22 protein-coding genes are annotated in these 23,022 nt (G+C 72.5%); 12 read left to right on the top strand and 10 right to left on the bottom strand.

Annotation, left to right across the window (positions count from 1 at the left end):
* Positions 1–26: 26 nt before the first annotated feature.
* From AC07DF_RS38810 to AC07DF_RS38790, 5 genes are all read right to left on the bottom strand, one after another.
* Entirely contained in the window at positions 27–2,102 is a 2,076-nt protein-coding gene (locus tag AC07DF_RS38810; RefSeq protein WP_478981833.1) for an iron ABC transporter permease, read from the bottom strand.
* 56 nt (positions 2,103–2,158) lie between these two features.
* On the bottom strand, positions 2,159–3,136 hold the full coding sequence (locus AC07DF_RS38805; protein ID WP_478981831.1) for an ABC transporter substrate-binding protein: 978 nt from the start codon (positions 3,134–3,136) through the stop codon (positions 2,159–2,161).
* A complete protein-coding gene (locus AC07DF_RS38800; RefSeq protein ID WP_478981829.1) occupies positions 3,133–4,002 on the bottom strand; it encodes an ABC transporter ATP-binding protein in 870 nt (289 codons plus the stop codon). Before AC07DF_RS38800 ends, AC07DF_RS38805 begins: the two co-directional genes overlap by 4 nt.
* Positions 4,003–4,061: 59 nt before the next feature.
* The gene (locus AC07DF_RS38795; RefSeq protein WP_478981827.1) at positions 4,062–4,610 is read right to left on the bottom strand and encodes an MSMEG_1061 family FMN-dependent PPOX-type flavoprotein; all 549 of its coding nucleotides are present in this window, start codon (positions 4,608–4,610) and stop codon (positions 4,062–4,064) included.
* A 71-nt stretch (positions 4,611–4,681) separates the two neighbouring features.
* Positions 4,682–5,806, bottom strand: coding sequence for a serine hydrolase domain-containing protein (locus AC07DF_RS38790; protein ID WP_478981825.1), 1,125 nt, complete (start codon positions 5,804–5,806; stop codon positions 4,682–4,684).
* Between the two features lie 167 nt (positions 5,807–5,973).
* Between AC07DF_RS38790 and AC07DF_RS38785 the strand changes: the two genes are divergently transcribed.
* The 3 genes from AC07DF_RS38785 to AC07DF_RS38775 are packed head-to-tail and all read left to right on the top strand — an operon-like array spanning position 5,974 to position 10,210.
* The gene (locus AC07DF_RS38785) at positions 5,974–8,967 is read left to right on the top strand and encodes an AfsR/SARP family transcriptional regulator (RefSeq protein ID WP_478981823.1); all 2,994 of its coding nucleotides are present in this window, start codon (positions 5,974–5,976) and stop codon (positions 8,965–8,967) included.
* Positions 8,961–9,875 carry a HipA family kinase gene (locus tag AC07DF_RS38780; RefSeq protein ID WP_478981821.1) on the top strand — a complete coding sequence of 305 codons (915 nt, stop codon included), beginning with the start codon at positions 8,961–8,963 and terminating at the stop codon, positions 9,873–9,875. Before AC07DF_RS38785 ends, AC07DF_RS38780 begins: the two co-directional genes overlap by 7 nt.
* Complete coding sequence (locus AC07DF_RS38775; RefSeq protein WP_478981819.1) at positions 9,872–10,210, top strand: Rdx family protein; 339 nt, start codon at positions 9,872–9,874, stop codon at positions 10,208–10,210. The genes AC07DF_RS38780 and AC07DF_RS38775 overlap by 4 nt, the downstream gene beginning before the upstream one ends.
* Here the strand turns inward: AC07DF_RS38775 and aceB are convergent.
* Complete coding sequence (aceB, locus tag AC07DF_RS38770) at positions 10,162–11,787, bottom strand: malate synthase A (RefSeq protein WP_478981817.1); 1,626 nt, start codon at positions 11,785–11,787, stop codon at positions 10,162–10,164. The genes AC07DF_RS38775 and aceB overlap by 49 nt on opposite strands.
* 207 nt (positions 11,788–11,994) lie before the next feature.
* Positions 11,995–12,609: a nucleotidyltransferase family protein gene (locus AC07DF_RS38765; RefSeq protein ID WP_478981815.1), complete on the bottom strand. Its 615-nt coding sequence runs from the start codon at positions 12,607–12,609 to the stop codon at positions 11,995–11,997.
* A gap of 230 nt (positions 12,610–12,839) precedes the next feature.
* On the opposite strand from AC07DF_RS38765, the gene AC07DF_RS38760 reads away from it, so the two are divergent.
* Complete coding sequence (locus AC07DF_RS38760; RefSeq protein ID WP_478981899.1) at positions 12,840–13,133, top strand: DUF5955 family protein; 294 nt, start codon at positions 12,840–12,842, stop codon at positions 13,131–13,133.
* Positions 13,134–13,155: 22 nt separating this feature from the next.
* Here the strand turns inward: AC07DF_RS38760 and AC07DF_RS38755 are convergent, their stop codons facing one another.
* On the bottom strand, positions 13,156–13,953 hold the full coding sequence (locus tag AC07DF_RS38755) for an IclR family transcriptional regulator (RefSeq protein WP_478981813.1): 798 nt from the start codon (positions 13,951–13,953) through the stop codon (positions 13,156–13,158).
* Positions 13,954–14,192: 239 nt separating this feature from the next.
* On the opposite strand from AC07DF_RS38755, the gene allB reads away from it, so the two are divergent.
* Complete coding sequence (gene allB / locus AC07DF_RS38750) at positions 14,193–15,533, top strand: allantoinase AllB (RefSeq protein WP_478981811.1); 1,341 nt, start codon at positions 14,193–14,195, stop codon at positions 15,531–15,533.
* A 38-nt stretch (positions 15,534–15,571) separates the two neighbouring features.
* Positions 15,572–16,687 (top strand): allantoicase, encoded by a 1,116-nt coding sequence (gene alc, locus AC07DF_RS38745; protein ID WP_478981809.1) that lies wholly within the window; start codon positions 15,572–15,574, stop codon positions 16,685–16,687.
* A gap of 56 nt (positions 16,688–16,743) precedes the next feature.
* Here the strand turns inward: alc and AC07DF_RS38740 are convergent, their stop codons facing one another.
* Positions 16,744–17,523, bottom strand: a complete 780-nt coding sequence (locus AC07DF_RS38740) for an SDR family oxidoreductase (RefSeq protein WP_478981807.1) — start codon at positions 17,521–17,523, stop codon at positions 16,744–16,746.
* 166 nt (positions 17,524–17,689) lie between these two features.
* On the opposite strand from AC07DF_RS38740, the gene AC07DF_RS38735 reads away from it, so the two are divergent.
* Complete coding sequence (locus AC07DF_RS38735) at positions 17,690–18,316, top strand: dihydrofolate reductase family protein (protein WP_478981805.1); 627 nt, start codon at positions 17,690–17,692, stop codon at positions 18,314–18,316.
* 98 nt (positions 18,317–18,414) lie between these two features.
* Positions 18,415–18,810 (top strand): guanyl-specific ribonuclease, encoded by a 396-nt coding sequence (locus tag AC07DF_RS38730; RefSeq protein ID WP_478981803.1) that lies wholly within the window; start codon positions 18,415–18,417, stop codon positions 18,808–18,810.
* A gap of 40 nt (positions 18,811–18,850) precedes the next feature.
* On the opposite strand, the gene AC07DF_RS38725 is transcribed toward AC07DF_RS38730, so the two are convergent.
* Positions 18,851–19,051 (bottom strand): hypothetical protein, encoded by a 201-nt coding sequence (locus AC07DF_RS38725; RefSeq protein ID WP_390995140.1) that lies wholly within the window; start codon positions 19,049–19,051, stop codon positions 18,851–18,853.
* Positions 19,052–19,221: 170 nt separating this feature from the next.
* Between AC07DF_RS38725 and AC07DF_RS38720 the strand changes: the two genes are divergently transcribed.
* From AC07DF_RS38720 to AC07DF_RS38705, 4 genes are read left to right on the top strand one after another with little or no spacing between them, the layout of a single operon-like run.
* On the top strand, positions 19,222–20,511 hold the full coding sequence (locus tag AC07DF_RS38720; RefSeq protein WP_478981801.1) for a sensor histidine kinase: 1,290 nt from the start codon (positions 19,222–19,224) through the stop codon (positions 20,509–20,511).
* Positions 20,512–20,565: 54 nt separating this feature from the next.
* Complete coding sequence (locus AC07DF_RS38715) at positions 20,566–21,696, top strand: hypothetical protein (protein WP_478981799.1); 1,131 nt, start codon at positions 20,566–20,568, stop codon at positions 21,694–21,696.
* Positions 21,687–22,343, top strand: coding sequence for a hypothetical protein (locus AC07DF_RS38710; protein WP_478981797.1), 657 nt, complete (start codon positions 21,687–21,689; stop codon positions 22,341–22,343). The genes AC07DF_RS38715 and AC07DF_RS38710 overlap by 10 nt, the downstream gene beginning before the upstream one ends.
* Before the next feature lie 3 nt (positions 22,344–22,346).
* The gene (locus AC07DF_RS38705) at positions 22,347–23,021 is read left to right on the top strand and encodes an RES family NAD+ phosphorylase (RefSeq protein WP_478981795.1); all 675 of its coding nucleotides are present in this window, start codon (positions 22,347–22,349) and stop codon (positions 23,019–23,021) included.
* Position 23,022 lies beyond the last annotated feature (1 nt).

Raw genomic sequence — 23,022 nt, 5'->3', positions numbered from 1 at the left:
GGGCCATTGATGACCTTTTGGGTGTCTTATGTCGCCTTCCGGCTCCGTACCAGCAGACGCAGGAAGTACGGCGTGCCGATCACCGCCGTCATCAGTCCCGCGCCCAGCTGGGCGGGGGCGATGACGGTCCGGCCGAGCAGATCGGCCGTGCAGACGAGCGCGGCGCCGAGCAGGACGGCGACCGGGACCACCCGCACATGCCGCCTGCCCACGAGAGCACGTGCCGCGTGCGGCGCCACCAGACCCACGAAGCCGATGGTGCCGGCCGAGGCGACCGCGGTCGCGGCGAGCAGGACACCCACCACCAGGAAGCCGAGCCTGGCCCGGGGCAGTCCGAGGCCGAGCAGCCGCGGGGTGTCCTCGTCGAGGGAGACGAGATCCAGCTCGGTGCGCCGCGCGACCGCGACGGCAACGCCCAGCACCAGCACGACCGCGACGGGCACGACGTCCGGCAGGGTCCGCCCGTACGTCGAACCGGACAGCCAGGTCAGCGCCTTCGTGGCGTTGAACGGGTCGGTGAGCACGATGAGCAGACTGATCAGGGCCGTGGAGCCGGCGGCCATGCCGATCCCGACGAGGACCAGCCGGTTCTGCCGGTAGCCGCCCCGGGCCGCGAGCCCGAAGACGATGGCGGAGGCCAGCGCGGCGCCCCCGAACGCGGCGCCCGCGATCCCCCAGGAGCCGGCGGCGGGCACGGTCGTCACCAGCAGCACGGCGCCCAGCGCGGCGCCGCCGGAGACGCCCAGAACGCCCGGCTCGGCGAGCGGGTTGCGGGTCACGGCCTGTACGAGCGTGCCGGCCAGGGCGAGTGAGGCGCCCGCGCACAGGGCGGCGAGCACCCGCGGCACCCGGGTGTCCAGCACGAAGGAGACGGCCTGACCGGCCCGTCCCTGCGCCCAGTTCGCGACATCGCCGAGCAGGAGTTTGCTGTCGCCGAGCAGGACGCCGGCCAGCGTGACGCCCACGACCACGGCGGCCAGGACGCCCACCGTGACGAGGAACGCCGTCCGGCTCGGGATGCGCAGGCGGTCCGGCGCGTCGGCGCCCGCCGTGTCCCGCAGCCGCAGGGCCGTCACCACCAGGAACACGGCACCGACCAGGCTGGTGACGATGCCGGTGGGCACGGCGACCGCCGTGTCCGCGGGGATGAGGGCCCGCAGCAGCACGTCCGATCCGAGCACCAGCGCGGCACCGGTGAGCCCGGCCACGGGCAGGGCCGCGCGGGCGCGGACGAAGCCCCGGAACCGGCGGGCGAGCGGCCGCACCAGGGCGGGGGCGCAGAGCCCGACGTAGCCGATGGGCCCGGCGAGCGTGACGGCCGCCGCCGACAGCAGCGCCGCCAGCACGACCACCGTGACGCGGGTGGCGTGGACCGGGACGCCCAGCCCGCGTGCCGCGTCGTCCCCGAGGGCGAGCGCGTCGACCCGCCGGGCTACCAGCAGCAGCCCGGCGAGTCCCACCAGGGCGACGGGCAGCATCTGCAGGACGCCGTCGAAGCCGTTCTGGCCGATGCTGCCCTGGTTCCACTGGTAGAGGCCCTCCGTCTGCTGCGGGAACAGCAGGAGCAGCCCCTCCGTCACGGAGTTCAGGCCGAGCGCGAGCGCCGTGCCGGCGAGGACCAGCCGTACGGTGCCCGTGCCGAGCCCGGACAGGGCGAGCACGACGGCCGCCGCCACCAGCCCGCCCGCGAAGGCGACTCCCGAGGAGGCCAGCAGCGGCAGCGAGAGGCCGGTCGCGCCGGCCAGCCCGAGCGCCAGGTACGAACCGGCGTTCACCGCGAGGGTGTCGGGCGAGGCGAGCACATTGCGGCTGACGGCCTGGAGGACGGCCCCCGCGATGCCGAGGACCACGCCGACCAGGAGGCCGGCGGCCATCCGCGGCAGCCGGGAGGCGATGACCACGGACGCGTCGCCCGGATCGGCCTGCCCGGTCAGGGCCTTGAACACCTGCGCCGGTCCGACGGCGGCGGTGCCCTGGGTGATGTCGACGACCGCGAGAACGGCGACCAGGAGGACGAGCCCGGCCGTCACCGCTGCCGCGCCCGTACGGGACGCGGCCGCCGGCGGGCGGGTGGTGCTGGGGGGTGCTTCGGTGACGGCCATGGCTCCGGTGCTTCTGCTTCTTCCGCTGCGTCCGCGCGACTGCTTCGTCGGCTCGTCTACTTCGTCAGTGCGTCGACGAGGGCGTCGATGTACGCCTCCATCGACTGGGGGCCGCCGAACATCCAGATGCCGTCGGGCAGCCGGTGCACCTTGTCCGCCTTGACGAACGGCAGGGACGTCCACACGGCGTTCTTCTTCAGCTGGCCGGAGAACGGGTTGCTGGACTTGTCGTCGTCGTTGCCTATGTAGGCGAACTGGACGTCCTTCGGCAGGCTGGTGAGGCCCTCGACGTCGGTGGTGCCGAGGCCGTAGGCCGGGTCGCCCTTGACCTTCCAGGCGTTCTTCAGGCCGAGCTGCTTGTTGACCGACCCGATGAGGGAGCCGTCGGTGTACGGGCGCAGGGAGACCTGGTTGGAGGTGACGTAGCCGTCGGCGAAGGCGATGCCGGAGCCGTCGAGCTTGGCGTCGGCGAGGGCCTTCTTGCCCTCGGCGACCTTGGCCTCGAAGTCCGTCCGGGCGGTCTTCGCCTTGTCGGTGGTGCCGGTGGCCTTGGCGATGAGGTCGAGGTTGGTGAACATCTGCCCGATCTGGTCGGACGCGTCGGCGGACTTGATCTCCAGTACCGGGGCGATCTTCTTCAGCTGCTTCACGGCCGCGTCGGGCAGGTCGGAGCTGGCCACGATGAGGTCGGGGGAGAGCGAGGCGATGGTGTCCATGCTGGGCTCGCCGCGGGTGCCGATGTCCTTCGGCTCGTTCTTCAGCGGGACGGCGGTGTCCCAGGTCTTGTAGCCCTTGACGTCGGCGACGCCGACGGGGTCGACACCGAGGGTGATGAGACTCTCGACCTCGTTCCACTCGGTGGCCACGACCTTCTCGGCCGGGCCGTCGAGCTCGACCTTCGCGCCGGTGGAGTCGGTGAGCGTGATGGCCTCGGAGGTCTTCTTCGAGCTGTCAGCGGCGGGCTCGGTGGTGCCGCAGGCGGCGAGGGTGAGCGCCGCGGCCGTGGTGGTGGCGGTGAGCAGGAGACGTCTCATGAGGTGGTGCCGAGCCTTTCGCTTCGGGTGGTACGGGTGTGGTGCCGGCCGATCGGACGGGTCCGCGGTCGGCCGGTGTGGGGGTCTGTGTCGACGTCGATCCGGATGCCGTAGACGGCGGTCAGCCGCTGCGGGGTCAGGACCTCCTCGGGCCGGCCCTCGGCGACGATCCGGCCCGCTTCGAGCAGCGTGATCCGGTCGGCGATGGCCGCCGCCTGGTCGAGGTCGTGCAGCACGACCCCGACGGCGATCCCGTGGTCGTCCGCCAGATCGCGGACGAGGTCGAGGAGTTCGATCTGGTAGCGCAGGTCGAGATAGGTCGTCGGCTCGTCCAGCAGCAGCACACCGGTCTCCTGGGCGAGGCAGCTCGCGAGCCAGACCCGCTGCAACTGCCCGCCGGAGAGGTGGTCGGCGCCGCGCTCGGCGAGGTCGGTGACCCCGGTCAGCGCGAGCGCCCGCTCGACCGCGGCCGACGCGTCCGGGTCCGGGCGGCCGAAGCGGCCACGGTAGGGGTAGCGGCCGAACTCGACGAGGTCCCGCACGGTCAGTCCGCTGGGCGTGGGCCGGCCCTGGGTCAGCAGGGCCACGTACCGCGCGAACTCCCGGGCGGTCAGGGCGAGGCCGTCGGTGCCGGCGTCGATCCTGAGCGCGGCCTCGCGGGCCCGCTGCAGCCGGGCGATCGTCCGCAGCAGCGTCGACTTCCCGCTGCCGTTGGGGCCGACCAGGACGGTCACCTCACCGGGCCGGAGCGCGATCGCCGCGTCGTGCACGACGTCCACGCCGTCGTACGAGACGGTCACACCCGTGGCCGAAAGTTGATGCCCGCGCAGACGTCGTCCGCCGGCCGTTTCTTCACCAGATCTCACGCGGCGAAGGTTAGCCTAACCTTACTGAATGCCGGGAGGGGCGTGCCTGAACCGTGATCTCAGCCCGTCTGCCACGTGGCCGGATTCCATACCCCCGAGCGGCGCAGCGACTGTGGGCAGTGCAGATAGATCTCGTCGATCTCGAGCACGAGGGCGAGGGCGGGGCGCTCGCCGTCCTGCGCCATGGCGTCGAAGAACGGGGCGTCGGTGAGGATCCGCGCCCTGCCGTTGACCCGCAGGACCTCCTTGCCGCCGGGTATCAGATACAGCAGCCCCGCGTGCGGGTTGTCGAGGATGTTGTGGAAGCTGTCGCCGCGCCGGTTCCCCGGCCGGTCGGGCAGGGCGAGCGTGCCCGGGTCCACGACGTGGGTGAACCCCGCGGCGTCCCCGCGCGGGGAGACGTCGCAGTTGCCCCGTGCGTCGGAGGTGGCCAGCAGGCAGAAGGGGGAGCGGGTGAGGATGTCCCGGTCCTGCTCGGTGAGCCGGTCGTGGACCTTCTCGATCACCACGGGCCAGGGATCGCCCAGCAGTTGGCGCAACTCGGCGCCCGATCCCAGCTGGACCCAGCCCTCCTCGCGCGCGGCGACGGTGTCGGTCGTGTGCGGCAAGGCGGGCTCCCGGGGTGTGCGTGTCGGTTGATCTGTCCGCACACCCTAGCGAAAGTGAGGCAAGCCTATCCTTACTGATGGTTCCGGGGTGGGCAGAACTCGGCCGAGACGACGTTCTTGCCGCCGCCGACCCAGTCCCCGTTGAAGTTCAGGGTGATCATGTGGCGGCCGTCCCTGGAGCCGAAGGACTGGGTCGAGGAGCCGTGGATCCCGCCCGAGTGGCCCCAGACCGGGACCCCGCAGCTCGTCTCGTACTCGATGAGGCCCAGGCCGTAGCGCTGGCCCGGCAGATTGCCCTCCGTCGAGACCGTCCTCGTCATCTGCCGGAGCTGGGCCGGACGCAGCAGCCTGCCGCCGAACAGCGCGCTGAAGAAGCGGTTGAGGTCGGCGGAGTTGCTGATCATCTCGCCCGCCGCCCACGCCCAGGACGGGTTGAGCTCGGTCACGTCGTAGGTCTCGCCCGGGTCCTCGGTGAAGGTGCTGTAGTGCCGGGTCGGCGCGGGCACGTGTGGGTCGGTTCCGGGGAAGCGCGTGGCCCGCATCCCCAGCGGCCCGGTGACGCGCCGTTCGATCTCCTCGGCGTAGGGGCGGCCGGTCAGCTTCTCGACGATCAGCCCGAGCAGCAGGTAGTTGGTGTTGGAGTACTTCCAGGAGGTGCCGGGCTCGAACTGGGGAGGGTTCTCCAGGGCGAGGGCGATGACCTGCTGCGGCGTCCAGTCGTCGTAGCGGGACTCCAGGAAGTCGATGCCGAGCACCTTCTTCGCGAACGTGGCGTCGTCGGTGAAGTTGAAGATGCCGCTGGTGTGGTTCATCAGCTGACGCACCGTGATCTTCGTTCCGTCGTGGCCGTTGCCGCGCACCAGCCCGGGCAGGTAGTGGTCGACCGTGGCATCGAGGTCGACTCTGCCCTCGGCCTGGAGCTGGAGCATGACGGTGGCCACCAGGGTCTTGGTGACACTTCCCGCGCGGAACCGGTCGCCGTGGCCGCGCGGCTGCTTCGTGGTGAGGTCGGCGACGCCCGAGGTGCCCTTCCACACCCCACGGGTGTCACGCACCTCCGCGACGACTCCCGGCACACCCGCGGCGACGGCGGCGTCCATGGCGGCCTGGGTGGCGCCGTGCCCGGACCCTCGGGCCTGCGTCGCGGCAGCGGGCGTGGACAGCAGGGCCGCACTCGTGGCCGCGATCGCCGTCATGCAGACCAGCGTCGTCCGTAGCGGGCGTGTCGACATGTGCACCGACCTCTCCGGGCTCGTGGGAAGGGCATCGTTCCGACCGGCCCTAACAGGCCCCCCACGCGCCGCTAACAGCGATGTGTGACGCTCTTCGGGCAGGGGCCGATGCCGAACACGGGGGAGTGCTGGTGAAGTTCGCGGTACTGGGAGCACTGACGACGGCCGACGACGACGGCGTGGCGTTGGTCGTCCGGGGAGCGAAGCCCCGTGCGCTGCTCGCCGTCCTGCTGCTGGAACCGAACCGCACCGTGCCGCCGGACACGGTGACGGCGGCGCTGTGGGGCGAGGACCCGCCGCCGACCGCCACCGCCTCGCTGCACAACCACGTCGCCCGGCTGCGCCGCGACCTCCGCGATGCCGACGGCACCCGGCTGCGCACCATGCCCCACGGGCTCGAACTGCGTGTCGAGGCCGACGAGTTGGACCGCGACGCCTTCGAGGGGCGGGTGCGCCGGGCGATGGCGGCCCGCAACCTGGAGGACTGGGAGACGGCGGAGCGCGCGGCGTGCGACGCGCTCGCCCTGTGGCGCGGCACCCCCTTCGCGGACGTGCCCGCTCTCGCCGGGCATCCCGTCGTCACGTTTCTTCAGGAACAGCGGCTCCAGGTGCTCGAATGCCGCTTCGAGGCCCTGCTGCGCCTCGGCCGTCCGGAAGGGCTCGCAGCCGAGCTGGGCCTCCTCGTCGAGGAGCATCCGTTCCGGGAGGCGCTGCACCGCCAGCTGATCCTCGCCCTCGGCCGCACCGGCCGCCGAGCCGAGGCGCTGGCCCGCTTCCGGTCCGTGCGCCGGACCCTGGTCGAGGAACTCGGGGTCGAGCCGGGCCCGGCCCTCCAGGACGCCCACCAGGAGGTGCTCCGCAGCGCCACCCACTGGCAACACCGTGACCCGCCCCCTCCTGGCCCGTTAGCCGCCCCCGAGTCCGAACCCCACGCCGTGCCCGGGCGGACGCCCCCGCGGCCGGAGCAACTCCCCGCTCCGCCCGCCGGGTTCGTCGGCCGCGCCGAGCACATCGCCGAGATCCGTGCCGCGCTGGAGTCGGACCGCGCCGGCACCGCATGCGCGGTGATCAGTGGCATGCCGGGCGTCGGCAAGACAGGCCTCGCCCTGCACATCGCGGAACAGCTCAGGCCCGCGTACCCGGACGGCCGCCTCTACCTCAACCTGCACGGCGCCACACCCGGCATCGCCCCCCTCACACCCGCCGACGCCCTCGCCGCCCTCCTGCACGGCCTGGGGGTGGACACCCGGCGTATCCCCGGCGACGAAGCGGCCGGCTCCGCCCTGCTGCGCTCCGCGCTGGCCGCCACCCGCACCCTCCTCGTCCTCGACGACGCGGCATCGGTGAGCCAGGTGCGTCCCCTGCTCCCGGCAGGCGCCGGCTGCGCCGTACTGCTGACCAGCAGACTGCCGCTGGCCACCCTCGGAGCCGCCACACACGTCCGGCTCGAACCGCTCCCGCCGCGGGACGGCGCCCTCCTGCTGGAGCGGGCCGCGGGCCGCACCTGGGCCGCGGCCGACGCCCGGCCGGTCGCCCGGCTCGCTGACCTGTGCGGCCACCTGCCCCTGGCGCTGCGCATCTGCGCGGCCCGCCTCAGGAGCCGGACCGCGCTGTCCGTGGAGAAACTGGTGGAACGCCTCGACCGGGTCGAGGACCGCCTGGACCACCTCGAACTGGAGGACCTCAGCGTCCGCCGCTCCCTGACGGCGGCCCACGAGGCACTCACCGGCTCGGGCGACCCCCGCGACCGCGACGCCGCCACGGCCCTCGCCCTCGTCGGCGCACTGGACCTGCCCGAGTACGGCGCACCGCTGATGGCCGTCGCGACGGGCTCCTCAGAACGCCGCGCCGAACAGGCCCTGGACCGGCTGGCGGAGGTGGCGCTGCTCCAGGAGACGCACTGGGGCCGCTACGTCCCGCACGACCTGGTCCGCGACTTCGCCCGGGAACTCGCCGGCCGGCCGGACGGCCGGGCCGGGAACACCGACGCCGTCGAACGGGCCCTGCGCTGGTACCGGCAGCGGCTCGCCCGATGCGCCGAGGCTCTCCGGCCGGGGCCCGGCCGAGCGCCCGAACAGCCCGGGGACGCACCCGCCTTCGCCGACCCGGCCGCGGCACTCGCCTGGGGCGACACGGAAGCGGCGAACCTGCTCTTCCTGGCCGACTCCGGCGGCCACGGACGTCTGGGACCCGGCCGCACCCTGGAACTGATCAACTCCCTGTTCCCCTATCTGCACGACCGCGGCCGGGCGCGCGACCTCGAACGCCTGACGCGGCACGCCATCACCCTCGCCCGATCGGGCGGCGACGCCGCGGCCGAGGCACGGGCCCTCGGCCAGCTCGCCACCGCGCACTACTCGGCCGGACGGGTCCGCCAGGCACTCCTCCTGCTGGACGAAGCCGTGGAGCTCAGCGGGCACCTCGCCGACGACGCCGCCCGGATGCGGCACCTCGGCAACCGGGCCGCGCTGCTGCGGGAACTCGGCCGCGGCGCCGAGGCCCGGGCGACGCTGGCCCGATGTCTCGCACTGCGTCCCGACACCCTCGCGCCGGCCGAGGAGGCGACGCTCGTCGGCCACCAGGGGAACGTCGCCGAACTCGGCGACCCGCGCTCCGCCCTCTCGCTCCACCTGCGCAGCCGGGACCTCGCCCGGCAGGGCGGCAGTGCCGTGCTCGAACAGGTCGCCCTGTGCAACGCGGGCCGCGCCCACCTGGCGCTCGGCGAGCCCGCCCAGGCCCTGCGGAGCTTCGACGAGGCGCTGAGCGCCACGGCCTGCGGAGCCGGCCACTGGAACGCCGAGCGGGAGACCCGCCTGGGCCGCTCACAGGCCCTGCGGGCGCTCGGCCGCCCCGGACCCGCCCGGGAGGAGTGCGAGGCACTGATCCGCGAAGCCGCCGCACGCGGCGACTCCTACGGGCGGGGCCTCGCCGAGTACGAGCTGGGCCACCTCCTGAGGGAGCTGGGGGACGAGCGGGCTGCCCTGACCCGGTGGCGCGGCGCGCTGACCGCCCTGGACGGCACGGACGCCCCGATGCTCGCCGACCTGCGCACCCGCGCGGGAGCGATCACTTCTTACAATGCTCAAGTCATCCAGAAGGCCGGAAGTGAGGGGCGCACATGCTGAGAGAGGTCACCGCCACCCGCTACGTCGCACCCCTGCACTCCGGCGGCTCCGTCCCCGGCGTCGTCGAGGCGGACGACCTGGGCACCTACGTCGTCAAATTCACCGGCTCCGCGCAGGGCCGCAAGGCGCTCGTCGCCGAGGTGATCGTGGGCGAACTGGCCCGCGCCCTCGGGCTGCGGTTCCCCGAGCTGGTGCTGGTGCACTTCGACCCGGCGGTAGCGGACGCCGAGCCCCACCAGGAGGTGCGGGAGCTGCACGCGGGCAGCGCGGGGGTGAACCTCGGCATGGACTATCTGCCGGGTGCCCGGGACTTCACCCCGGAGATCGCCCGGGTCTTCCCCGTGGACCCGCTGGAGGCGGGCAGGATCGTCTGGCTCGACGCCCTGACCGTGAACGTCGACCGCACGGTCCACAGCTCCAACCTGATGGTCTGGCCCACCCTGGGCGTCGCACCCCCGCGCCTGTGGCTGATCGACCACGGCGCCGCCCTGGTCTTCCACCACCGCTGGGACGGTGCCGACCCTGCCAAGGCCTACGACTTCCGGCATCACGCCCTCGGCCACTACGGGCCCGATGTGCGGGCCGCCGACGCCGAGTTGGCCCCCCGGGTGACCGAGGAGTCGCTGCGCCGCATCCTCGCGGAGGTCCCCGACGCCTGGCTCGCGGACGAGCCCGGCTTCGCCACCCCGGACGAGGCACGCGAGGCGTATGTGACGTACCTCCACGCGCGCGTGCGGTCCTCCGAGGCCTGGCTGCCCACCGGCTTCCCCACCCGGGAGGAACTCGCCGCCGAGGAGGCCGTCCGGGCGGCCAGAACCCAGCAAGGACGCCCCGCGTGGCTCAAGCAGGTCCCCGACCTGCACGGCAAACCCGCGGCCCAACAGGATTGGTCGGTGCACCTCGGATGAGTGGCCGTGTGGAGATCGAGTACTGCACCCAGTGCCGCTGGCTGCCCCGGGCGGCATGGCTGGCGCAGGAACTGCTCACGACCTTCGAGGCGGAGCTGACGGAACTGGCGCTGAAGCCGGGCAAGGGCGGCGTGTTCGTCGTCCGCGTCGGCGACGAGGTCGTCTGGGACCGGCGTGAGCAGGGCTTCCCCGAACCGACGGCCGTGAAGAAGGCCGTACGCGACCGAGTGGCCCCGGGGAAGACCCCGGGGCCACTCGGAGCGCTAGCGGTTCGGTTGCCCGCGCGTCAGCCCTTGAGCTGCTCGTACGCCGGCAGCGTGAGGAAGTCGGCGTAGTCCTCGTCGAGGGAGACCGTCAGCAGCAGGTCGTGCGCCTGCTGCCAGTTGCCGGCCGCGAAGGCCTCGTCGCCGATCTCGGCGCGGATGTTCGCGAGTTCCTCGGCGGCGACCTTGCGGGCCAGCTCGGCGGTGACCTGCTCGCCGTTGTCGAGGACGACCTCCGCGTTGATCCACTGCCAGATCTGCGAGCGGGAGATCTCGGCGGTGGCCGCGTCCTCCATCAGGTTGAAGATCGCGACCGCGCCGAGCCCGCGCAGCCACGCCTCGATGTAGCGGATGCCGACCTGCACGGCGTTCACCAGGCCCGCGTACGAGGGCTTGGCGTCGAGGGAGTCGACGGCGATCAAGTCGGCGGCCTTGACGTCGACGTCCTCGCGCAGCCGGTCCTTCTGGTGGGGCTTGTCGCCGAGGACCTTGTCGAAGGACTCCATGGCGATCGGCACCAGGTCGGGGTGGGCGACCCAGGAGCCGTCGAAACCGTCGTTCGCCTCGCGGTCCTTGTCGGCGCGGACCTTCTCGAAGGCGACCTTGTTGACCTCCGCGTCCCGGCGGGACGGGATGAAGGCCGCCATGCCGCCGATCGCGTGCGCGCCGCGCTTGTGGCAGGTGCGGACGAGGAGTTCGGTGTAGGCGCGCATGAACGGGGCCGTCATCGTGACCGCGTTGCGGTCCGGCAGGACGAACTTGGCGCCGCCGTCACGGAAGTTCTTGACGATGGAGAAGAGGTAGTCCCAGCGGCCCGCGTTCAGCCCGGAGGCGTGGTCGCGAAGCTCGTAGAGGATCTCCTCCATCTCGTACGCCGCCGTGATCGTCTCGATCAGGACGGTCGCGCGAACGGTGCCCTGCGGGATGCCGACGTACTCCTGCGCGAAGACGAAGACCTCGTTCCAGAGGCGGGCCTCCAGGTGCGACTCCGTCTTGGGGAGGTAGAAGTACGGGCCCTTGCCGAGGCCCAGCAGGCGCCCCGCGTTGTGGAAGAAGTACAGGCCGAAGTCGACCAGCGCGCCGGGCACCGGGGTGCCGTTCGCGTCGACGAGGTGACGCTCGTTCAGGTGCCAGCCGCGCGGGCGCATGACGACCGTGGCGAGTTCCTCGTTCGCCTTCAGGGCGTACGACTTGCCGGACCTCTCGTCCGTGAAGTCGATGTTCCGGGTGTAGGCGTCGCTCAGGTTGAGCTGGCCGAGGACCACGTTCTCCCAGGTGGGCGCGGAGGCGTCCTCGAAGTCCGCGAGCCACACCCTGGCGCCCGAGTTGAGGGCGTTGATGGTCATCTTGCGGTCGGTGGGGCCGGTGATCTCGACCCGGCGGTCGTTCAGCGCGTCCGGGGCCGGGGCGACCTTCCAGGAGTCGTCGGCGCGGATCGCGGCGGTCTCCGGGAGGAAGTCGAGGGTGGAGGTGCGGGCGATCTCGGCGCGGCGCTCGGCGCGGCGGGCGAGGAGTTCGTCACGCCGGGGCGTGAACCGCCGGTGCAGCTCGGCCACGAAGGCCAGTGCCGCTTCGGTGAGGACCTCCTCCTGCCGGGGCAGGGGCTCGGCGTCGACGATGGCCAGCGGTGACGGCGCTGGTGCGGACATGAACGGTCACTTCCTTCAGCGAGCTGTGAAGACGAGGCGGCGGTTCGGCACCGGGTGCCAGTCTTCCCGGATACGGCGTTCGGCACCCGCGGAGCCCTCGGGCGCTTCTGAAGTGTGGATACTAGTTTCCTCATAGTGGAAGTTCAATCGTGTGTTGATGTCGAGACTCTTTGGATCGAGGAAAGGTGGCGCTCCGTGCCACCCCGCTCACTCAAGGTGGGCCAGATCGGCCTCGGTGTCGATGTCGAAGGGCCGGGCCACGTCCCCGCACTCGACGAGCGCGATCGCCGGCTCGTGTTCCTTCAGATAGGCGCGTGCCCCCCGGTCCCCGGTGGCAGTCGCGGCGATGCCCGCCCAGTGGGCGGCACCGAACAGGACGGGATGACCCCGCACCCCGGCGTACGCGGCCGACACCAATGACTCCTCGCCCTCGTACGCCCCGAGGACCCGGGCCACCGCCTGCGCGCCGATGCCGGGCTGGTCGACGAGCGAGACCAGGGCGGCCCGGGCGCCCGTACCGGCGAGCGAGTCGAGCCCGGCCCGCAGGGACGTGCCCATGCCCCGCTCCCAGCCGGGGTTGTCGACGAGGACGCAGTCCGGCAGGACGGCCCGATCACGCACCTCTTCGGACCGGGCGCCCAGTACTACATGGACCCGTGCGCAACCGCCCTCCCGCAGCACCCGCACCGCGTGCTCCACGAGCGGCCGCCCCCGGTGGAGGAGCAGTGCCTTGGGCCGCCCTCCGAGTCGTCGCCCGCCCCCGGCGGCGAGCAGGAGCCCGGCAACCTCCTGGGCCTCTTCCCGCGTCTTCCGTGTCGTCATGGATCCTGCATACCGCACGATCCGGGCCGAGAAGTCACGCAGCGGAGCAAGTCGATGACGCAATGGACTGGCGCCTGGTGGGCCCTGTCGTTTACTGTCGCCCGCACCGACCGTCCGGGCGTCCGAGTGCTGCCCGGTGTGGGGGACTTCGCGTCGGAATGGCACGCGCACGACGAGGTGCGAGGGGGAGGACTGTGTTGCGGAGCGTGGAGCAGAAGCGGCAGGGGCCTGTGACCAGCGGCGACACGGACCCGCGCGTGACGGAGCTGCGCTCCGCCGTGTCCGGGCTGCGCCGCCGGCTCGCCGCCCACCCAGGCGATTTCGCCGATCGGACCATCGCCGAGGAGGAACTGGCCGCGCTGGACGCGATGGCCGTCGCCGGCATCCCCGAGATCCCGCGCATGCGCCGCTCCCTGCTGCTGATCGCCGGCGCGATCGGCTCGGTGAGTGCGCTGTCCCCCGGGCTGTCGGAGGTCCGCCGGGCCGTGGACCTCTTCGGAGGGCCGGTGCGCGGGGAGGGCTAGAGCGCCGCGCTCGTGCCGAACGTCAGGCGGGGCTCTGGTTGGCCAGGGCCTCCGACAGTTGCGCGGCCACCTGCTGGAGCACCGGCACGATCTTGTCCGTCGCCGTCTCCGTGACCCGGCCCGCCGGGCCGGAGATGGAGATCGCCGCGGCGGTGGGGGAGTCGGGCACCGGGACGGCCAGGCAGCGGACCCCGATCTCCTGCTCGTTGTCGTCGATCGCGTAGCCCTGCCGGCGTACGTCCTCCAGCGCGGCGATGAACCCGTCCGGCGTCGTGATCGTCTTCTCCGTCGCGGCGGGCATGCCCGTGCGGTGGAGCAGGGCGCGCACCTCCTCCGCCGGGAAGCTCGCGAGCAGGGCCTTGCCCACGCCCGTGGAGTGCGGCAGGACGCGCCGGCCGACCTCCGTGAACATGCGCATCGAGTGCTTCGACGGCACCTGCGCCACGTACACGATCTCGTCCCCGTCCAGCAGGGCCATGTTCGCCGTCTCGCCGGTCTCCTCGACCAGCCGGGCGAGGTAGGGCCGAGCCCAGGTGCCCAGCAGCCGGGAGGCCGACTCGCCGAGACGGATCAGGCGCGGGCCGAGCGCGTACCGCCGGTTCGGCTGCTGACGGACGTACCCGCAGGCCACCAGCGTGCGCATCAGACGGTGGATCGTCGGCAGGGGCAGCCCGCTGCTCGCGGACAGCTCGCTCAGGCCGACCTCGCCGCCCGCGTCCGCCATCCGTTCGAGCAGGTCGAAGGCGCGCTCCAGGGACTGTACGCCGCCGTTGGCGGAGGACCGGGCGGAGTCGGTGGTGCTGGCGCTGGACGTCGGCACGGCGCGTTCCTTTCGGGACTGGCGGCGGAAGAGCAGAAGCCTACCCGGCAGTCGGTTGACTCCCCGCTCGTACGTAGCTACGTTCTGCGTACTGGAAGTTTAATTCCGCTTTGTGGAAACGTCCAGGAGTGGCCATGAAAAGGCGCCGAGGTTCAGTGTGCCCTTGACTGGCGCAGGAGAGGGGGTGAGACTCCTTCAACAGAAAGTTGAATTCCGGTAGGTGGAAGTAAGGGGTTCGGGTGTCCGACGCTGAACTGGTGCTTCGCTCGACGCGTGTCATCACTCCCGAGGGGACGCGCGCCGCCTCGGTCGCCGTCGCGGACGGCACGATCACGGCCGTCCTCCCGTACGACGCGCCCGTACCGGAGGGCGCCCGCCTGGAGGACCTGGGCGACCACGTCCTGCTGCCCGGCCTGGTCGACACCCATGTGCACGTGAACGACCCCGGCCGCACCGAGTGGGAGGGCTTCTGGACCGCCACCCGCGCCGCGGCGGCCGGCGGCATCACGACCCTCGTCGACATGCCCCTCAACTCCCTCCCGCCGACCACGACCGTCGCGCACCTCCGTACGAAGCAGCGGGTCGCCGCCGACAAGGCGCACATCGACGTCGGCTTCTGGGGCGGCGCCCTGCCCGACAACATCAAGGACCTGCGCCCGCTGCACGAGGCCGGAGTCTTCGGCTTCAAGGCGTTCCTGTCGCCGTCCGGCGTGGACGAGTTCCCGCACCTCGACCGCGACCCGCTCGCCCGCTCCATGGCCGAGATCGCCGCCCTCGACGGACTGCTCATCGTGCACGCCGAGGACCCCCACCTCCTCGCCTCCGCCCCGCAGCGGCCCGGCCCCCGCTACGCCGACTTCCTCGCCTCCCGCCCCCGGGAAGCCGAGGACACCGCCATCGCCCAGCTCATCCGCGAGGCGAAGGCCCTCCACGCGCGCGTGCACATCCTGCACCTGTCCTCCAGCGACGCCCTGCCCATGATCGCCGAGGCGAAGGCCGACGGCGTCCGCATCACCGTGGAGACCTGCCCCCACTACCTGACCCTCACCGCCGAGGAAGTCCCCGACGGCGCCAGCGAGTTCAAGTGCTGCCCGCCCATCCGCGAGTCCGCCAACCAGGACCTGCTCTGGCAGGCGCTGACCGACGGCACCGTCGACTGCGTCGTCACCGACCACTCCCCGTCCACCGCCGACCTGAAGACGGACGACTTCGCGACGGCGTGGGGCGGCATCTCCGGACTCCAGCTGAGCCTGGCGGCGGTGTGGACGGCGGCCCGCGAGCGCGGTCACGGCCTGGAGGACGTGGTCCGCTGGATGTCCACCCGGACCTCCGAACTCGTCGGACTCGACACCCGCAAGGGCGCCATCGCGGCGGGCCGCGACGCCGACTTCGCCGTCCTCGCACCCGACGAGACCTTCACCGTCGACCCGGTCGCCCTCCAGCACCGCAACCGCGTCACGGCCTACGCCGGCAAGACCCTGTACGGCGTCGTGAAGTCCACCTGGCTGCGCGGGCAGCGCATCGTCGCGGACGGCGAGTTCACCGAACCGAAGGGGCGGCTCCTCACCCGGACCCACTGAATCCCATCCCGGACACCCGAAAGGCAGACCTGATCATCGTGACGGCGATCCCCAGCTTCACCGGCGACGCGAACCCCTACGGAGGCGGCGACCCGTACGCGGACTACCGCACCGCCGACTTCCCCTTCACCCAGTACACCGACCTCGCCGACCGGCGCCTCGGTGCCGGTGTCATCGCCGCCAACGACGAGTTCTTCGCCCAGCGCGAGAACCTGCTGGTGCCCGGGCCCGCCGAGTTCGACCCCGAGCACTTCGGCCACAAGGGCAAGATCATGGACGGCTGGGAGACCCGCCGCCGCCGGGGTGCCTCCGCCGGCCACCCCTGGCCGACCGAGGAGGACCACGACTGGGCGCTGGTCCGCCTCGGCGCCCCGGGCGTGATCCGCGGGATCGTCGTCGACACCGCCCACTTCCGCGGCAACTACCCGCAGGCCGTGTCCGTCGAGGGCACCCGCGTCATCGGCTCCCCGTCGCCGGAGGAACTCCTCGGGGACGACGTGAAGTGGACGACCCTCGTCCCGCGCACCCCCGTCGGCGGCCACGCGGCGAACGGGTTCGCCGTCGACGTCGAGCAGTGCTTCACGCACCTGCGGGTCAACCAGCACCCCGACGGCGGCATCGCGCGCCTGCGCGTCCACGGCGAGGTCGTCCCCGACCCGGCCTGGCTGGAGGCGCTCGGCACCTTCGACGTCGTCGCCCTGGAGAACGGCGGCCGGGCCGAGGACGCCTCCAACCGCTTCTACTCGCCCGCCTCCAACACCATCCAGCCGGGCCGCTCCCTCAAGATGGACGACGGCTGGGAGACCCGCCGCCGCCGCGACCAGGGCCACGACTGGATCCGCTACCGGCTGGCCGCCCAGGCGCAGATCCGCGCCCTGGAGATCGACACCGCCTACCTCAAGGGCAACAGCGCCGGCTGGGCGTCGGTGTCGGTGCGGGACGGCGAGGACGGCGACTGGCAGGAGATCCTGCCCCGCACCCGCCTTCAGCCCGACACCAACCACCGCTTCGTCCTGCCCGCCCCGGCCGTGGGCACGCACGCGCGCGTGGACATCTTCCCCGACGGGGGCATCTCCCGGCTCCGCCTGTTCGGCTCCCTGACCCAGGAGGGCACGGGCCGGCTGGCGGCACGCCACCAGGAGCTGGGCGGCTGAACCACCCCGTGACTGTGGGGCGCACCCGCCGGACGGCATCGGTGCGCCCCCGTGCCTCACGCCGCGTGCCCGCCGTCCACCGAGAACTCCGCACCGGTCACATACGTCGCCCCCGCGAGGTAGGCGACCATCGACGCCACCTCGTCCGCCGTCCCGTACCGCCCCAGCGCGGTCATCGCCGCCTCGCCTTCCGCGTGCGGACCGTCCGCCGGATTCATGTCCGTGTCGATCGGGCCGGGGAGGACCAGGTTCGCCGTGATCCCGCGCCCGCCCAGCTCCCTGGCGAGGGCCTTCGTCAGACCGGCCAGAGCGGCCTTGCTCATCGCGTAGAGCGTCCCGCCGGGCCCCGGCACGCGTTGTGACATGCAACTGCCGATCGTGATGATCCGCCCGCCCTCGGGCAGCCACGCGGCGGCCGCCCGGGACGTCAGGAAGACACCTCGTACGTTGACGTCGAGAACCCGGTCGACATCCTCGAGGGACAGCGTCTCCAGCGGCCCGAGAACCCCCACGCCCGCGTTGTTCACCAGGACGTCGAGCCTGCCCAGCGCCTCGGCCGCCGCGTCCACCACTTCGGCCGCGTCGACGGCGTCCCCGGCGTCCGCGCGCAGCGCCACCGACCGGCGCCCCAGCGCCTCGACGGCCCGTACGACCTCCTCGGCCGCCTCCTTGCCGTTCACATAGCCGACGGCCACGTCCGCGCCCTCCCGGGCCAGCCGCAGGGCGGTCGCCGCGCCGATGCCCCGGCTCCCGCCGGTCACGAGAGCCACCTTGCCGTGCAGGGTCTCCTGAGAAGTCGTCTGAGAAGTCGTTCGAGAAGTTCCTTGTGAAGTCATGTCTCCATCCCACCGGCCGCCCGAGGGCGACGCTGGCGGCGAACGGACATCGAGGTCCCGGCGAGACGCGCGCGTGGCGTACGGCCCAGCGATGAGTTGCGGGTGCCGGAGGGGTCTGAACCCATGACAACGGACCCTCTTCGTTCCGGAAAGGCAGGCACACGTCATGGGCAAGCTCGTCTCCACCCTCTTCGTCACCCTCGACGGCGTCTACCAGGCCCCCGGCGGGCCCAAGGAGGACACCCGCGGGGGCTTCACCCACGGCGGCTGGAGCTTCTGGTACGCCGACGAGGACTTCGGCCGGTTCGTCAACGACGTCTTCGCGCGTCCGGCCGCCTTCCTGCTCGGGCGCCGTACGTACGACATCTTCTCCGCGTACTGGCCGAAGGTGACCGACCCGGCCGATCCGGTCGCCTCGAAGCTCAACTCACTGCCGAAGTACGTCCCTTCCTCGACCCTGAAGGACCCCGGCTGGGCGGGCACCACCGTGCTCTCCGGTGACCTCGGCAAGGAGGTCACCGCACTGAAGGAGCGCACCGACGGCGAGCTCCAGGTGCACGGCAGCGGCGCCCTCGTCCGCTCCCTGCTGTCGCTCGACCTCGTCGACACCCTCCACCTGCTGACGTTCCCGGTCGTGCTCGGCACCGGGTTCCGGCTGTTCCCGGAGGGCGCCGTACCGACCGCGTTCCGGCACACGGGAGGGAGCGTCACCGGCGCGGGCGTCTCCATGCAGACGTACGACCTGGCGGGCCGCCCGGAGTACGGCGAGTACAAACTGCCGGAGGACGCGTAGCCGCCCCGGTTAACTTCCCGCGAACTCATCGGACTTGACGGGAAAATCTCTGCGCTTGACATTGACATGCCACTGTCTACGCGCGTCATCATGAGCGCATGAATTTCCCCCCACGCGCCTCGCGGCTCGGCGCAGCAGCCGCCCTTGTGTCCGCTCTCCTCATCGGCGGGACCGTCTCCGCCACCACGGCCGACGCGGCCCCCACCGCCGTCGGTGACATCTGCTACAGCAAACTGCCGTCCCAAGCCCACGACACCCTCGACCTGATCGAGCAGGGCGGCCCCTACCCGTTCGAGCAGGACGGCACCGTCTTCCAGAACCGGGAAGGCATCCTGCCCCAGCAGTCGACCGGGTACTACCACGAGTACACGGTCATCACCCCGGGCTCCTCCAACCGCGGTGCGCGGCGCATCGTCACCGGTGAGGAGAACCAGGAGGACTACTACACGGCCGACCACTACGAGTCGTTCGACCTGGTCGACTACGGCTGCTGAGCCGGGCCCGCAAGGGTGGTGCCGGAGGTCCGTCCGCTGCTCAGACGGACCTCCGGCTCCCGGCCGCCGCGAACAGGGCGACGCCCAGCACGAGCAGGGTGACGCTCGCGTAGATCTCGTAGCCGTCGAGGAACCCCAGTCGTTGCACGAGACCCCAGTTCCAGTCGGTGAACTCGTGCACCAGGCCCGCCACGCCCTGGACCAGGGCGAGGAAGCCGAGAATCTCCAGTACCTGCTTCATGCCATGAGCCTCGCCCAGCGGACCCTCCGCGCGCGTCGGTCGCGGGGTGGGCATCCGGAGACTGAAGTCCCGGTTCGGGTCCGTCCGGCGGCGTCTAAAGTCTCCGGTGTGACGACTTTGGTCGACGATCCCGCCCGGGAGGCGGTGGCACGGGACCGGACTGCGTAGATTTGTCGACCGTGAGTGGTGACGACGCGGGGCAGGCCGCCACGGTACCGGCGGGGGAGACGCCCTCGCTGTTCACCGGGCGCACATGGTTCATCCCGTCCGCCCTGCTGTACGAACTCGACCCCGACGCCGAACGGGACGGGCGTCGGCCCCGGCGCACCGCGCGCGACTGGGCCGTCGACTTCTGCTGCTTCCTGCTGGCCGTGCTGGTGGGGGCGGTCGCCCTGGACGCCCTCGTCAAGAACCCTCATGTCCCGGAAGGGCTGGCCGTCGTCGACCAGGTCATCGGCGCGCTGGCCTGCGCGGCGGTCTGGCTGCGCCGCCGCTGGCCGCTGGGGCTTGCCGTGGCGCTGACTCCCGTCACCCTCGTCTCGGACACCGCGGGCGGTACGGCCGTGATCGCCCTGTTCACCCTCGCGGTGCACCGCCCCTTCCGGTACGTGGCCTGGGTGGGCGGCGTCAACGTCGCGCTGATCCCGTTGTTCTACTGGCTGCGCCCCGACGGGGACATTCCCTACCTGGTGAGCGTGGCCTTCGCCGTGCTGCTCACGGTGGCGATCGTCGGCTGGGGCATGTTCGCACGGGCCAAGCGGCACTTGCTGGTGAGCCTCAGGGACCGTGCCCGGCGGGCCGAGACGGAGGCGCGGTTGCGGGCCGAGCAGGCGCAGCGGCTCGCCCGCGAGGCCATCGCGCGGGAGATGCACGACGTACTCGCCCACCGGCTGACGCTGCTGAGCGTGCACGCGGGGGCCCTGGAGTTCCGGCCCGACGCGCCCGCGGCGGAGACCGCGAGGGCGGCGGGTGTGATCCGGGAGAGCGCGCACGAGGCCCTCCAGGACCTGCGGGAGATCATCGGGGTGCTGCGGGCGGGCGAGCCGGACGACACGGGCCGGCCGCTGCCGACCCTCGGGGCGCTGGACACGCTGGTCGCCGAGTCCCGCCAGGCCGGTATGAAGGTCTCCCTGGACCAGCGCGTCGGCGACCCCGCCGCCGTCCCGTCCTCCGTCGGCCGCACCGCCTACCGCATCGCCCAGGAGGGCCTCACCAACGCCCGTAAGCACGCGCCCGGCACGGAGGTCACGGTGTCCGTCACCGGCGCACCGGGCGACGGCCTCACCGTCTCCGTGCACAACCCGGCCCCCGAGGGCGAGGTGCCCCCCGTGCCCGGCTCCGGCCAGGGCCTGATCGGCCTGACGGAACGGGCGACCCTGGCGGGCGGCCGCCTGGAGCACGGGCACACGCCGGAGGGCGGGTTCGAGGTGCGGGCGTGGCTGCCGTGGGGGATGGCCTGACACCGATTCCTGAAAGCCTTGTGGCAGTTGAGGGACGCGGCGGATCATGGGCATATGTCGTCTGGTGCACCGCAGTTCGAGGTCGCCTCCGTGTTGAGGGAGGTGAAGACCGTGCGCGTCGAGGGCCTGGTCCGGATCCGGGAGCTCCACGTCCCGCTGCTCCGCCGGGCGGCCGCCGCGCACTCCGCCGCCGTCACCGACGCCTGGCCCGTCGAGGTGGAGAACCTGCTGCGCACGGCCGTGTCCCGGCTGGGCGGCGGCGACCTGGAGCAGGCGGCAGGCTACTCGCTCGGCCTGGCACCCGGCCTGCGCGACCGCCCGGCGGCGGACCGGCGACGGCTCGCCGCCCAGGTGTACAGCGTCAGCGTCGAACGCTTCCGCAAGAGCCAGGAGGAAATGGTCCTGGCCCAGATCGCCGAACAGGTGTGCTGGCTGGCCGGCATCGCCCCGCAGCGCGCGGCCACGCCTCAACCGCCTCTCCTCGCACCGCACTTGCAGCACCGTTCCCTCCGCGTCGGCTCCCGCGAGGTACTGCTGCACGTGCACCCCGCCGAACTCCTCCGGAACGTGGACGTGATCGTCTCCCCGACCAACACGCACCTCTCGCTGCCCGCGATGTTCAAGGCCTCCGTGTCCGCGTCCCTGCGCCGCGCGGGCGCCGTCCGCGGCTCGGCCGGGGACGTCACCGCCGATCCCGTGCACGACGCGCTGCTCGGCTGGCGCACGGCGAACGGGCTGCTGGGCCGCCCCGCACTGCCCGGCACGGTCGCCCCCACCGAGCCGGGCGCCCTCGCGGCCCGGGGCATCCGCCGTCTGTACCACGCCGCCGTCGCCGTCCCGAGGCCCGGCACCAACGACTACGACGTCGCCGCCCAGGACGTCGTCACGGCGGCGGCCCGCGCCCTGGCCCTGCTGTCCGAGGAACGCGCCGCCTTCACACCGCCGTTGCGGTCGATCTGCTTCCCCCTGCTCGGCGTGGGCCGCGGCGGACTGGCCCCGCAGACCGGAGTCAGTGCCCTGTGGGCCGCGCTGGACGCCGGCACCGACACGGACACGGACCTCCACCTCGTCGTCCGCCGCCCGCTGGTCGCCGACCTGCTGGCCGAGACGCTGGGCGCGCGCGAACGACCCCCGGCCGCACACGCGTCAGCCGGCACCGAGGAGAAAGGGCACGGGTGCGGGTGAACCCCTTGATGGTGCTCGCGGCCGCCGCGGCCGACTGGCAGAGACTGTCCGGCCTGCTCGAACCGGACACCCGCCGGACGCTGAGCGAGCGGCTGTCCCGACTGCGGGCCGGGGCAGAGGACTCGGATCCGGCCGCCGTGCTGGCCGCCGCCGAGACCCTCCTCGACGACCTCCCCGCCGAAGAGTCCGCCCGGCTCCGACAGCAGGGCGACGCCGGGCGGTTCATGGCGCAGCCCCCGGACCGGCAGTTGTACGAGGGATACGCGGCGGCCGACCTGTGCATGCTCGTCCTCGACGGCAACCCCATGGTCGGACCCGTCCTGGGCCCCGTCCGCGAAAGGCTGCTGAGCGAGCCGTCCACGCCCTGGACCGCGAGCGCCGACCCAGGGCTGATCGTCCTCTCCGGCCCGGACGGCCGCAGACGGCTGCCCCTCTTCCAGTTCGAGGCCGGGGCCATGCCCTGGCGGATCGTCCTGGAGGTCAACTCCGTACTGCGTGCCGCCACCGACCCCTGGGGCGCCGCCGACTGGTGGCTGTCCCGTACGACATGGTGGGACGGCACCCCCGCGTCCCTGCTGGGCCGTGGCCGGGACGCCGAACTGCTCGGCGCGGCCCGGGAACTGGCCGGACCGGAGGGGGAGGAGTAGCCCATGGGCAAGTACCCGCCGCCCGAGGCCCTGCCTGGCGAACCGACCCGAGCCGTGCTGCGCGCCGGCACACCGGTGTACCGCGTGCACTCCACCCACCGCCCGCCGACCGCGTACAACGCGCGCCCCTCGCACGCCTTCTACTACGGTGGCCGTTTCGACAGCACCCGCTACGACCGCTACGGCTACCTCTATGTCGGCTTCGGCGTCGGTGCCGCCGTCTGCGAGGTGCTGCTGCGCTCGCTGCCGTTCGACTCCGACGCCGGCCACCGGCTCCTGCCCCGCGTGGCGTTCGAACGCCGCAGCCTGTCCTTCCTGCGACTGGCCGCCGACATCGAGGTCGTCTCGCTGATGTCCGGCGCGGATCTCGCGGCGGTGGCGCAGGACGCGTGGCTGGTGCACACCGAGGGCGCGGACTACCCGCAGACCCGCGACTGGGGCCACTGGATCCGCCGGCACACCGAGCCCTGGGCGCAGGGCTTCGTCTGGCCGTCCAAGCGCGAACCGGCCGACCGGGTCGCGATCCTCTTCGACGACCGGGGCGGGCCGCCGGTGCTGGAACCCACGGGCGCACCCGGCGTCGACTTCGGGACCGAGGAGGGGGAGCGGTGGCTCAACGGGGCGCTGGCGCCGTACCGGACGCGAACCGCGCCGCGATCGCGGGAGCGGGGGATGTGAG

The organism is Streptomyces sp. NPDC044719 (genome assembly GCF_056433405.1).
The sequence above is the reverse complement of the archived record's forward strand: the minus strand, read 5'-3'. Positions and strand labels throughout refer to the sequence as shown.